Source organism: Providencia sp. wls1914 (assembly GCF_009706645.1).
In the GTDB taxonomy this organism is placed as follows: domain Bacteria; phylum Pseudomonadota; class Gammaproteobacteria; order Enterobacterales; family Enterobacteriaceae; genus Providencia; species Providencia zhijiangensis.
In genome coordinates this window covers 377,601-389,156 of record NZ_WLUN01000004.1, presented here as the reverse complement: position 1 = coordinate 389,156, position 11,556 = coordinate 377,601, and the positions used below count along the sequence as shown (strand labels likewise).

The 11,556-nt window shown below is 39.4% G+C and carries 12 protein-coding genes and 2 pseudogenes; 5 read left to right on the top strand and 9 right to left on the bottom strand.

Going from position 1 to position 11,556, the window contains the following annotated elements; translation table 11 throughout:
• Window positions 1-7: 7 nt before the first annotated feature.
• Window positions 8-856 carry a GPO family capsid scaffolding protein gene (locus GKR74_RS03935; RefSeq protein ID WP_154602611.1) on the bottom strand — a complete coding sequence of 283 codons (849 nt, stop codon included), beginning with the start codon at window positions 854-856 and terminating at the stop codon, window positions 8-10.
• 163 nt (window positions 857-1,019) lie between these two features.
• On the opposite strand from GKR74_RS03935, the gene GKR74_RS03930 reads away from it, so the two are divergent.
• The 3 genes from GKR74_RS03930 to GKR74_RS03920 are packed head-to-tail and all read left to right on the top strand — an operon-like array spanning window position 1,020 to window position 4,155.
• Window positions 1,020-2,801, top strand: coding sequence for a terminase large subunit domain-containing protein (locus GKR74_RS03930; protein WP_154602610.1), 1,782 nt, complete (start codon window positions 1,020-1,022; stop codon window positions 2,799-2,801).
• A gap of 8 nt (window positions 2,802-2,809) precedes the next feature.
• Window positions 2,810-3,838 carry a phage portal protein gene (locus tag GKR74_RS03925; protein WP_154602609.1) on the top strand — a complete coding sequence of 343 codons (1,029 nt, stop codon included), beginning with the start codon at window positions 2,810-2,812 and terminating at the stop codon, window positions 3,836-3,838.
• Window positions 3,838-4,155, top strand: coding sequence for an ogr/Delta-like zinc finger family protein (locus GKR74_RS03920; protein ID WP_442959338.1), 318 nt, complete (start codon window positions 3,838-3,840; stop codon window positions 4,153-4,155). Before GKR74_RS03925 ends, GKR74_RS03920 begins: the two co-directional genes overlap by 1 nt.
• On the opposite strand, the gene GKR74_RS03915 is transcribed toward GKR74_RS03920, so the two are convergent.
• From GKR74_RS03915 to GKR74_RS03880, 8 genes and pseudogenes are all read right to left on the bottom strand, one after another.
• Window positions 4,145-4,363: a hypothetical protein gene (locus GKR74_RS03915; protein ID WP_154602608.1), complete on the bottom strand. Its 219-nt coding sequence runs from the start codon at window positions 4,361-4,363 to the stop codon at window positions 4,145-4,147. The two genes, GKR74_RS03920 and GKR74_RS03915, sit on opposite strands and share 11 nt — an antisense overlap.
• 147 nt (window positions 4,364-4,510) lie before the next feature.
• A complete protein-coding gene (locus GKR74_RS03910) occupies window positions 4,511-4,867 on the bottom strand; it encodes a hypothetical protein (protein WP_154602607.1) in 357 nt (118 codons plus the stop codon).
• Window positions 4,827-6,887 carry a replication endonuclease gene (locus GKR74_RS03905; protein ID WP_442959339.1) on the bottom strand — a complete coding sequence of 687 codons (2,061 nt, stop codon included), beginning with the start codon at window positions 6,885-6,887 and terminating at the stop codon, window positions 4,827-4,829. Before GKR74_RS03905 ends, GKR74_RS03910 begins: the two co-directional genes overlap by 41 nt.
• Window positions 6,860-7,810: pseudogene (locus GKR74_RS03900) on the bottom strand (Dam family site-specific DNA-(adenine-N6)-methyltransferase). The gene GKR74_RS03905 and the pseudogene GKR74_RS03900 overlap by 28 nt, the downstream one beginning before the upstream one ends.
• A gap of 11 nt (window positions 7,811-7,821) precedes the next feature.
• Window positions 7,822-8,070: a hypothetical protein gene (locus GKR74_RS03895; protein ID WP_154602604.1), complete on the bottom strand. Its 249-nt coding sequence runs from the start codon at window positions 8,068-8,070 to the stop codon at window positions 7,822-7,824.
• A 71-nt stretch (window positions 8,071-8,141) separates the two neighbouring features.
• Window positions 8,142-8,492, bottom strand: a complete 351-nt coding sequence (locus GKR74_RS03890; RefSeq protein WP_154602603.1) for a DUF5347 family protein — start codon at window positions 8,490-8,492, stop codon at window positions 8,142-8,144.
• A gap of 301 nt (window positions 8,493-8,793) precedes the next feature.
• Window positions 8,794-9,351, bottom strand: a pseudogene (locus GKR74_RS03885) (phage regulatory CII family protein).
• A gap of 60 nt (window positions 9,352-9,411) precedes the next feature.
• Entirely contained in the window at window positions 9,412-9,603 is a 192-nt protein-coding gene (locus tag GKR74_RS03880) for a hypothetical protein (protein WP_048608900.1), read from the bottom strand.
• A gap of 134 nt (window positions 9,604-9,737) precedes the next feature.
• Here GKR74_RS03880 and GKR74_RS03875 point away from each other — a divergent pair, with 134 nt between their 5' ends.
• A complete protein-coding gene (locus tag GKR74_RS03875) occupies window positions 9,738-10,328 on the top strand; it encodes a phage repressor protein CI (RefSeq protein WP_154602601.1) in 591 nt (196 codons plus the stop codon).
• A gap of 5 nt (window positions 10,329-10,333) precedes the next feature.
• The gene (locus GKR74_RS03870) at window positions 10,334-11,350 is read left to right on the top strand and encodes a site-specific integrase (RefSeq protein ID WP_154602600.1); all 1,017 of its coding nucleotides are present in this window, start codon (window positions 10,334-10,336) and stop codon (window positions 11,348-11,350) included.
• The last annotated feature ends 206 nt before the right edge of the window (window positions 11,351-11,556 follow it).

The window sequence follows — 11,556 nt, the reverse complement described above, 5'->3', positions numbered from 1 at the left end:
TTTTTAATTAAACTAAGTGTTTGAAACGTTTTTCTTTGTCTTTATCGCCACGAGGGTTTCGAGTTGGTAATTTAGTGATGCGTTCATCCAACTTGCCAAAACTTTTTAGAATTTTTGGTAAATTGTCATTGAGTTGCTTAAATTCAGCACTATCAACAACATCTTTTACCACTTCGATATCTTCTTGCACTTCTTCAACATCACTTTGAGTAGTGCTTAAGCTTGTTTCAACTGCGGTTAATCGAACTTCAAGTGCTGCGACAGCTTCTGCTAATGCTTGCAGAGCTTCATTACCTGTTGTTTCAGATGGTTCAATTTCGACCTCTGGCTCATCGATATTGAAAAAACTACGCCATCCTTTGCCTTTTTCTTTTGCCATTTTTTTGTCCTTGAATTGTTTAACTTCATCGATAACAAGTGGTTTCAGTGAACCGTATCGATGTTTGTTTTTACCTGATTTAAAGCGTAATCGTGTTGTTCCAACACTTGCAGGGGAACAGGTAACGCCAAGCCCCTCTAAGTACGTTTTCCCAGTACCTCTAAAATTCCCATCTGGCGTAAATTCAGCAGAGGTAAATAAGAGCTGGCCATCTCTATTCGCTTGTAATAAGTGATGATTTGGTCTTAATTGGGCATAAAGACGTAAAACGCCATCTTCATCACGTTCAGCTTTAACCGCTAAAACCTCCCCCATAGAACCAAACCAGCGCTCATGTTCAGGCCAAATACAGGCGGTATATAAATTAGGGTCATAAAGTTCGGCTGATTCTTCTAGCCAATGAGCATCAATTCTACGTCCATCGACAGTATCGCCCTCTGTAGCTATACATAGCCAATTAGTCATTAATTGAGACATGCTTACATGTTGCTCCCATCCATGGGTTTATTGCTTCCATTTCGTTAGGTGCTCAGTATTGCCCACATTTTTTTTACTGGCGACAAGTTCGATTCGGTTATAAACCCATTCCCGAAAGCTGCTAGATGCGAACTACATTGCGTCGAGTCACAATGCTTTCACTATGGCTAATAAATATAACGACGCAAAAATCCAAGTCGCTAAATCACTCTATTTGCGACATTACACCCCCGCTGAAATTGCGGAGGAATTAAGCCTGCCTAACAGGCGGATAGTCTATTACTGGGCTCAGAAATGGAATTGGGCTGATATGCTCAGTCATGAAACCGTTTTAGAAGCAATTAATCGTAGGGCTATGCTGTTAGCTGGGCGCGATAAAAAAACGGAACTTGAACAAGACGAACTAGACCGTTTGATTGCTCATCACGTTAAATTGATGGCACAAGCGAATAAGCACGCCGAAAAAATGGCGTCGTTAAAATCGCAACAGTCAGATATGCAAGGTCGGGATGAGAACGTTTTAGATGATGATGGACGGCCCAAGAAAAAGAAAAAATATCGTAAGAATGATATTTCGGATCTCACTGCTGAAGACTTCCAAAACTTTGCTGATGAAATGCTATTTGGCTATCAAAAGCATTTACGAGCAAATATCACCAAGTCGGTACGAAACATTCTAAAAAGCCGTCAAATCGGTGCGACATGGTATTTTGCGTTTGAAGCATTTGAAGATGCTTGCTTAACGGGCAAGCCTCAACTATTCCTTTCTGCATCTAAACCACAGGCAGAAGTATTCCGGTCTTATATTGTTAATATTGCAGAAAAATTCTTCGGTATCACATTGACTGGAAATCCAATTCGTTTAAGTAATGGAGCTGAATTACGCTTTTTATCAACGAATAAAAATACGGCCCAGTCATATTCTGGGCATCTGTATTGTGATGAATATTTTTGGGTTCCTGATTTTAAGCGATTCAATGAAGTTTCATCTGCAATGGCAACCCACGACCATTGGCGAACTACCTATTTTTCAACACCAAGTACCAAAGTTCACCCAGCGTACCCTTTTTGGACTGGTGATGAGTGGCGCGGAAATGACTCGCAACGTAAAAAAGTTATTTTCCCTGAATTTAATGAATTACGCGATGGAGGGCGTGATTGTCCCGATGGTCAGTGGCGTTATGTTATTACCCTTGAGGATGCGATTAAAGGTGGCTTCAACTTAGCCAGCATTGATAGGTTAAGAAATAAATACAATCACGATTCATTTAACATGTTGTTTATGTGTGTATTTATTGATAGTGGCGCATCCGTTTTCAAATATGACACATTACATAAATGTGGCGTTGATGTGAATTTATGGGAAGACCATAAACCTGATGACCCGCGCCCATTTGGTAATCGCGAAGTGTGGGGCGGGTATGACCCCGCACGTTCTGGTGATACATCAACGTTTGTGATTGTTGCTCCCCCAATGATGGCCCCGGAAGTATTTCGCATATTGGCCACATTTTATTGGCAGGGTTTTAGCTGGAGACATCAAGCCAAGTTGATTGAAGATTTAACCAAAAAATATCGTTTTACACATATCGGCATCGATACCACGGGGATAGGTCAATCTGTGTATGAAATGGTGCAAGATTTTGCACCCCGGATAACTCAACCCATTCTTTACAGTTTACAGATGAAAACTCAACTCGTGATGAAGATGATAGATATTGTCGATGAAGAACGTATTGAGTGGGATAGTGAACAAAAAGAAATTCCCACATCATTTCTATGTATTCGTCATACAACCACGGCCAAAGGCGGCGCAATGACATTCGTCGCGGATAGAACCCAAGAAACAGGACACGCAGACGTTTTCTGGGCGACTTCTCATGCTGTGATTAAAGAGCCGCTGAATACAGATAAAAAGCGCAAATCTAAATATAAATTCTCATAGGCTGGATCATGAAAAAGAAATGGAATTCACGTAAACAAATTGGGAAAGAAAAAAAAGTCACTGCCAAGGGGTTTAGCATTATGCTCGGCAAGCCTGAGCCAATTCTTACAACGCACACAGATTATCAAAATATTAAATATGATAATGATGACAATCACTGGACTACCCCTATTGACCGTCAAGCGCTCGCCCAATTGGTGAATTTAAACGGTCAACATGGCGGTGTGCTTTACGCTCGTCATAACATGGTGGTGAGTGATTATTTAGGCGGTGGATTAACCCACGAACAGCTTAAAGCGGCTGTTTTTAGCTATTTCTTGTTTGGCGATGTCGCTATTTTAAAAATAAGAGACGGTTGGGGGGATGTAGTCGATTTATATGTTCTTCCATCCATTTACTTACGCCGAAAAAAAGACGGGGATTTTGTGATTTTGCAAGATGGTGACCCGCTAATCTACTCACAAGATGATGTTATCTATATAAAGCAATATGACCCACAACAGCAAGTGTATGGGATCCCTGACTATATCGGTGGAATTCATGCAGCTTTACTGAATAGTGAAGCCACTATATTTCGTCGTCGTTATTATCACAATGGTGCGCATACTGGCGGCATGATTTACTGCAATGACCCTAATATGACTGATGAAGTGGAAGAAGAAATTATTCAAAAACTCAGTCAAAGTAAAGGTATTGGTAATTTTGAAACCATGTTTGTGAGTGTACCCAACGGCGACCCTGACGGTATTAAATTTATTCCAGTGGGTGATATCTCTGCGAATGATGAATTTAGTAATGTGAAAAGCATTAGCGCTCAAGATGTGTTAACAGCGCACCGTTTTCCCGCAGGTTTAGCAGGGATTATCCCCGGCAATGTTGGAGGATTAGGTGACCCCATTAAAGCAAGAGAAGCCTATCGACAAGATGAAGTGATCCCCGTTCAAAATCTATTCATGAATGCTATAAATTCAGAAATCGGCAGAAATGAGTCATTAAAATTGAATTTTCGTCAAAATATCATTAAGGAAAATGAATAATGTCACAAAATAAGGTAAAATTAAGACGTTATCAACAATCGGAGCGTCGGAACATGCAAGTGTTAAAAATCTTCTGTCCCATTTGTGGACACCGCGCGACAATTCGCAAATCTAATCGCAAACATCGTGAAATTTCAGACGTTTATTGCTCATGTAATGATGTTGAATGCGGTCACACTTATGTTTTAAATATCACTTTTAGTCATACTATTAGCCCATCTGCGAAAAGTGATGAACACATTCAAACCATGATTGAAAACTTCAACCCTCAACAGCGCCAATTAGCGCTGGGTTTATTAAATTCCACTACTGCGTAATTGCTTTTGAATCTATGTGGCTGCCATTGAGCAGCCTGATTTTTTTATCATCTTTCTTTGCAATGTCTTCTATCGCGTTATCTGCCAACTCAGTAATAAGCCCGAGAACAACTTGCCTCTCATTGTGATTACACCCCTCTAAACTTCCCAATTTAGCAATAACACTAATGCGCTCGAACGCAACTGACTCAGTTAATAAATCGCTCATATTCAAATTCCCATTTGTATACTGGATATTTATACAGTATACATAAATAAACTTTTTGGGGAACACTGTATAAGTAAAAAAACATAAAAAATCATGTTTATTAGTTGGTTATGTTAATAATTGAATATTGACTATTTTCGTGACATGTCACGCAAACTTTATTCTTGCCATGCTTAGCGAAAATTCATTATGACCATTTGTTAACCAACACGCAGAGTCACCGGAAAGACAACATTCTGTGACTGGAAGCTTATCACCGCACTTTTTACAGTGAGTTTTTTCTAATTCCTGCATCTGTTTTTCTAGCCGCTCATTATCTTGTCGAATAAGAAGTTGTATATATTCGCTTTGCTCATAGGGTTCTTTCCCTGGTCTTCGCAATACACGATTTTTGTTTACCATTTCCAACTCTTGACTATCAACCATTAGTTCAAGCTTAGTTTCTCCACTTTCTTTTTGTCGCTTACGCTGTGCCGCTTTGCGTTCTGCTGCTGTTTTCGCCATTTTTACTTATCCTCTGCTGAATTCTGGACATGACCTGATCACACTTAGCCAGTGATTTTTGAGTTTTATCTACTTTGGTGACTATTTTTTGAATGTGGCCATTCGCATGAAACCTCACGCTCTGACCGTTCTCTGTATATGTTGCCCCTCTCGCTAGTGAATGGACCATAAATCTGTCTTTTTCGGGGTCTAACGTGATGCCAATTTCTTTGGCTTTTCTCACAATATCGGGAATAAGCGTTTCTTTGTCTTTAATCGTCCTCCGTGCCTGCGTACAGTTATTGACAGAACTCCAAGGGGCGCTAATCGCGCCATCAAAACCAGCCTCCGCTGCCGCTTCGGCCAACTTCGGCACTATCTGCCAGTTCTTAATTCGTGTGATGATAGGGCAGTCGCTTCCGACTAAAGTGCAATAAACCCCCTTGATACAATCGACGGGTTCACCATATGCGTTAGTTTTTAAATCTCGCTCATACCAAAGACGGGCAATGAGATCGGCGCGACGCACAAAAGCACCGCCTTGGAGTTTTGTGTATTCATCCCACTCAGTTTTATCTGCGGCTTTATGTACTTCTGCGAAATTGAGGTCTAATCCGGCTGAAGTCCCAGTGTCATCCCCCATACGACGCAATTCACGCCATACAGAAACAGGAGCACCACCGATTTGCTGGAACTGTCTAATTTTATGATGTGAAGCCCAAGCCGATACCGAACGTGCCATTTCTTTGGCTTTCTGTCCGGTTTCTTCGTCAATTTCATCGTCCATCGCATAGCCATCGATATTCTTTGAGATGTATTTAGCGATATAACCTGTTGCACTGCCTTTCTCTTTATCGATTGGCTCAACATGAAAACGGGCTTTAAGGGCTTTCTGTGATTGAAGTTCTTCCGAATCTTCCAAACGTGCGTAATAGCAAAAAATATCACGCAGTTCGTCAACGTGTTCAGGTCTAACGAATAGCAACATGTGCCAATGTGGTGTGCCGTCGTGATGCGGCTCAACAACGCGAAAGCCGAACACACGAATACCCGCCCTCGCATAAGCGGCTCTAATTTTCTGCCAAACACCGCAAAGATATTTTTGTGTTGTTCGTGGATCATTTCCCATCCAGTTGGAAACAAAGCCGCCTGCTTGATAGGCTGAATGGTATTTGGATGGGGCGGTTATTGTGTAGAATTCACCAACACAGCCCATTTCATCAGCTAAATCTTCAAATCCGCGCATTCTAGCCATGAGCTCACAGCGACGAACGGCAGGGTTAGCTGCGCTACCTAACACCATCTTTGATAAATCGGCGGTATTACCGTCATCATCACGTAATTCAAACTCTTTTAAGAATTGCCAGTTAGCACGCTTTTGTTCCACCCAGCGATGCAGTGTTGTTTTCGATACATAAGGTGATGCTGATTTTTGGACTTGGCCAATCGCAATAGCGAGGTGTTCACGCTTTACGTCGCATAAACGCTTTAATCTGCGGTACCACCATGCAGCATCAAACATGCGTAATAGTGCCGCGCATAACTGATCATCAGTAGGCTTCTTGCGCCCATTGATAAACTGTTGCCAATATGGCGGCTGGGTACCAGACTGCAATGTGAGTTTTGCTATTAGCGCGTAAACATTATCAAGCCGCTCACGGGCTTCTCCCTCATTACTAGGGGCAACATTGACATATTGCTCTGCAACCGATTGATAGTTACCACTCATAAAATTAGCAATATCATTTGCCAATGATTTGATGATCGTTCTATCCAACTGAGCAATATTTTCTAATTTTTCGATAAATGGGAAAGGCGTGTTGCCTGAAACATAATGTTTAAATTCATACTGTTTCATGACAAGGGCGAATCGTGGCAATACGTTCCTGGCGGTTTTGCGTAAAAACTCATTGGCACGACGACGACCATTTTTATTAAAAATACGGGCGTATTTGGTTGCAAAGTAAATTGCAAGGAAGTCCGGGACGTGGGCGATTATTTCATGGCGCCACTCTATATCATCTTTGTTAGCATCAAACATAATGCGCTCAGCCAGAGTTGCATTCTTTGGCAACTCTGGCTGATTCGCATCCTGATTGCGACGTATTGAAATATATACGTCGCTATTGTGCTCTTCGTAAACGTCCATCAACGCCCACCAAGAACAGCAATTATTTCCGTTACAGGTTTACGACTTCCTTTAGCTGAAACACTACGAGGGGCGGTAATTTCATGCACTGTAAACCCCATGTCCAGATACATTTCTTTAGCATCAATAGAATTTGAAATAGTTGAAGGCACATCCAATTCAGTCCAAAAAATACTTAATGACTTGGCTAAATCTTCATGTTCTTGGACGCTAAACCCTATCGCGTTATAGCGAGAGAAGGTATTAAGGTATGGAGGATCGCAATAAATACCATCTCCTCTAACGACTTGATTTAAAGTTTCTTGCCATGCTTGAGCCTTAAAGCTTGCCTTCTGTGATTTAGCTAAAAAAAGGCAGATCTCTTCTTTGGGGAAATATGGTTTTTTGTATCTACCGAAAGGAACGTTAAAACCTGTTTTCTCGCTATACCGACAAAGCCCGTTATAGCAATGTCGATTTAAATATAGAAAATTTACAGCCGCTCCTTTTGCCGTCATTTGTTTTTTAGTTGTATTAAATACATCCCTTATATTGTAATAACTATTTTCTTGATTGAATGTTTGAAAGTAATATTCAGCATTCGAAAGAAAATCGAGCGGCAATGATTGCATTGTTAGATGAAAGTTAATTAAATCTTCATTGATATCAGCAATAAGATATTGCTCATAATCAGTGTTCATCATGACCGCACATGATCCCGCAAAAGGTTCAACAAGGCGCTTTGTATTTGGTAAGTGTTGGCGCAGCTGCTCAATTACGCCAACTTTTGAACCAACCCACTTTAAAACCGTTCTATTTTTAGCTACCACAGCCATTTTTAATCACCTTAAATAGAGTTGTTGAGTTGACCGTTTTCAATGTGATTGATTTCACTTTCGATTAACTGACTAATGGCTGCATAATCCGGTTTTTCTTGCAGCACATACATTTGAAGCTTACGCAGGCGTGAAGCGTAGCGGTCATTGCAAACTTTACGTTCATCGTTACGATTCCAATTGATATGACCTTCAATTAAAATTGCATCTGATGACGAGGCATCTAAAACTGGGGTAAACACTGGTTCTGGTATATTCATTTATTTAATTCCTAAATTTAGAGTGTAAAAATCCCTGACGCGCTAACGTCATTTATTTAATTGGGTATTAGTTAATTAAGTGGTAATGCTAAATTCTTTGGTAATAAAGAAGTGACAGCCTTAATATGATTAATGGCTTTGACGATATTAAATATCTCTGTTGTAGTTAAATCTTCAAACTTGCAGTCGTGGCGTTCTTTTTCAATACCTGCCATATAGAGAATAACACCTAGGAATTTTTTATTTTCTTCATGGTGTTGGCTAAAACGGTCACGCATTTCTAACATGAAAAATTTCAATGCTTCATTACTTAAACCAAAAACTTTTGACTTTAATTCAGCGGTTTTATTTAACCCACTAATGCGCATATCTAATGGGATTTCATTAATGCAATTTTCTATAAATGATGGATTGTGTTGCATTTTAATCACCTATATTTTAGAAATTAAATAAACAATAGCGAACAAAATAACAGGAACAATATATTTTAAAGATTCGTCCTGCTTGTTACTAAATGAATCGTCAGTTAATTTATATTTGTACTGCTGTTTATGTGCTTGAGTCATTTTTCAATCCTTTAACTTGCTAATATTTCTAACAACAGTTAGATCATTTATTACTTCGTTTAATATTTCATTTAATAGAGTTTGATCATTAATAGATAAAACATCCTGACACTTTAATATATGAAATATTTCTTCTTTTACTTTAGCTTTGAACATACTACGGTCCATAGCGATATCATAAACATTCCCAACAACCATGCTTACCTCACACCATTGCTTGACTGAATCCCACAACGGTATCAATCGCTGATACGAACGCAGGGGATGAATGTAAACGGGCTGAAATTGTCACACCAACTAATGCTAAACAACGGATCGCATTATTTACGCTCTGTTTAATTTCAGCGGAACGGGCATTATTAATATGACCACCTAAAACCGCTTGGCTTGCTAACTTTCCGACCTCTGCCGTTGCATTTAAAATATATGCAGGAAAATTCCCCTCAGTCGCATTATTCAACGGCACTGACGGTTGGCATTGAAGCTGCTCTAATAAACCATCAATTAAAGTCGCGTCCTCTGTCGCATCGGTAACTTTAATTAAGTCCGCCCATGTGAATTGGTGCGGCTGTTCTGGGTTTAACTTGTTACGCAACATTTGCGCATTCATGCCGATTGCTTCCGCTATCTGAACAAGATCACCTTTGTGCATGTTTGCAAAAGCGCGACATGCGTTATCAAAGTGTGATTGTTTGGAAGCTTGATAATCAAACATAGCCTTTACTCATTCTATATTTCACAATACAAACACTGAATTTCACCATCCGTGAAATCATTACTTACTATTCCAAGCATGCCAATCAATAAAAACGCGGTCATTCTTTTTATCTTTTGGCTTAATTTTTAGTTTTCCAGTACTCACATAAAATCTCGCAGTGCGAATTTTCATGTTTGTGCGTTCACAAAACGACTTTAACGGAACCCAGCGGTTCTCAGCTTGTGAATTTATTGCCTGAATCTTATTCATGAGGCAAAATCTCCTATAACTGTTAATTACTGTTAACTACTGTCAATTGCTGATATGAGAAATATATTTCACGATTCGCGAAATGTCAACTGCGAAAGATGAATTATTTCTTGAATAGAGAAATGGTGAGTTCAATGAGTGAAAAATTTGATTTTATTTCATGCCCTGATAGTGCGGGAGTTCTTGATAGAATCATGGAGGCTTACGGATTTAGTTCTAAGCTAATGATGGCGGAACATTTCAATATGGGCCCCAGCGGTATATCTGGTCGATACAAGCGAGCAGTATTCCCAGCTGATATGGTAGTTCGCTGTATACATGAAACTGGAGCAAACTTAGAATGGCTAACATTTGGAACTGGTAAACCTTTTGATAATTCTAAAGTTGATATCTTAAAACTCAATAATTTCAAACTAGTGAATGGTGAACTCACTCAAGCAAGCAATGTAATGTTTGATAAAGTCATGTTCAAAAGCACATCACCACTACCCAATGAACCTATAAGTGTTTTAGAAAACAACACTTATTACATTATCGATAAAAAATTTAGCGACATATTTGACGGTAAATGGCTAGTTGATATCGAAGGAAAAATAAGCATTAGAGATTTAACACGAATCCCTATCAAAAAAGTCCGTGTCTCAGGTGTTGGCATTCCCTTTGATTGTGATTTAGAAGACCTCACTGTGTTAGGTCGTGTTGTTACTATTGTTGAAAACCAATAAATAAAATGACAGTAAGAAAAATAGAATCTGGTGAATGGCTTTGTGACATTAGGCCTAATGGCGTTAATGGAAAACGCATCAGAAAAAAATTTGTGACTAAAGGTGAAGCCCTTTCCTATGAAAAATTTATCCTTGGAGAAAAGGAGGATAAACCATGGCTGGGCGAAAAACAGGATAACAGGCGACTATCAGATTTAATTAACCAATGGCATGACTTATACGGCAGAACCTTAACAGATGTTGACCGTATGATGTCAAAATTAAAGGCTATCTGTGCTGGGCTTGGTGACCCAATTGCATCACAACTAACAGCATCTGATTTTAGCATATACCGTGAAGGTCGTTTGAAAGGTGAAATACCTGATGTTAACGGGCGTTGCATGGAAATAAAGCCTGTTACTGTAAATCATGAGCAACGTAATCTATCTGCTGTATTTGGAACACTAAAAAAACTTGGGCATTGGTCTTTACCTAACCCACTTGCAGGCCTACCTACTTTCAAGGTTGATGAAAGTATGGTTACTTTTTTATATAAAGATGAAATCAAGCTCTTGCTCAGTGCCTTAGCTGAATCTAAAAGTGATAGTGTTTTAATGATAGCTAAGATTTGCCTTTCTACTGGAGCCCGTTGGAGTGAAGCCGAGAATTTAGAAAGCAGCCAAGTTACTCCCTATCGCATTACTTATAAAAACACCAAAAGTAAAAAAGTAAGAACTGTTCCTATTTCAAAAGAACTGTATAACGAAATACCTAAAAAGCGTGGAAAACTATTTACCCCTTGCCGTAAAACATTCGAAAGAACGGTCAATAAAATAGGAATTGAATTACCTGATGGTCAATGCACTCATGTTCTAAGACATACGTTTGCAAGCCACTTTATGATGAACGGGGGGAATATTTTAGTTTTGAGGGATATTCTTGGTCACTCTGATATTAAAATGACAATGATTTATGCACATTTTGCTCCTAGTCATTTAGAGGATGCCATAACGAAAAATCCTTTAATTGCTCTTGATGAATAATTAGTAATTTAACCTTTCACTTTCGCTGTTCTAGCATTAACATGATCCACAAAATGTCCACATAGGTTGTTAATAGCTGTTAATCATTGTCAACTACTGACATCTAACTATTTGATTGTTAATGTAACCTCTTGTTTTATATACCCCCTAGAGAGAATGTAGAAATTTCGGACGCGGGTTCAACTCCCGCCAGCCAATTAAATCAA

Bases quoted from the DNA above. Each gene is read 5' to 3' on its own strand.
- GKR74_RS03935 (WP_154602611.1), bottom strand. From the start codon at position 856: ATGTCTCAATTAATGACTAATTGGCTATGTATAGCTACAGAGGGCGAT.
- GKR74_RS03915 (WP_154602608.1), bottom strand. From the start codon at position 4,363: ATGAGCGATTTATTAACTGAGTCAGTTGCGTTCGAGCGCATTAGTGTT.
- GKR74_RS03870 (WP_154602600.1), top strand. From the start codon at position 10,334: ATGACAGTAAGAAAAATAGAATCTGGTGAATGGCTTTGTGACATTAGG.
- GKR74_RS03880 (WP_048608900.1), bottom strand. From the start codon at position 9,603: ATGAATAAGATTCAGGCAATAAATTCACAAGCTGAGAACCGCTGGGTT.
- GKR74_RS03905 (WP_442959339.1), bottom strand. From the start codon at position 6,887: ATGTTTGATGCTAACAAAGATGATATAGAGTGGCGCCATGAAATAATC.
- GKR74_RS03930 (WP_154602610.1), top strand. From the start codon at position 1,020: ATGGCTAATAAATATAACGACGCAAAAATCCAAGTCGCTAAATCACTC.
- GKR74_RS03925 (WP_154602609.1), top strand. From the start codon at position 2,810: ATGAAAAAGAAATGGAATTCACGTAAACAAATTGGGAAAGAAAAAAAA.
- GKR74_RS03895 (WP_154602604.1), bottom strand. From the start codon at position 8,070: ATGAATATACCAGAACCAGTGTTTACCCCAGTTTTAGATGCCTCGTCA.
- GKR74_RS03920 (WP_442959338.1), top strand. From the start codon at position 3,838: ATGTCACAAAATAAGGTAAAATTAAGACGTTATCAACAATCGGAGCGT.
- GKR74_RS03890 (WP_154602603.1), bottom strand. From the start codon at position 8,492: ATGCAACACAATCCATCATTTATAGAAAATTGCATTAATGAAATCCCA.
- GKR74_RS03875 (WP_154602601.1), top strand. From the start codon at position 9,738: ATGAGTGAAAAATTTGATTTTATTTCATGCCCTGATAGTGCGGGAGTT.
- GKR74_RS03910 (WP_154602607.1), bottom strand. From the start codon at position 4,867: ATGGCGAAAACAGCAGCAGAACGCAAAGCGGCACAGCGTAAGCGACAA.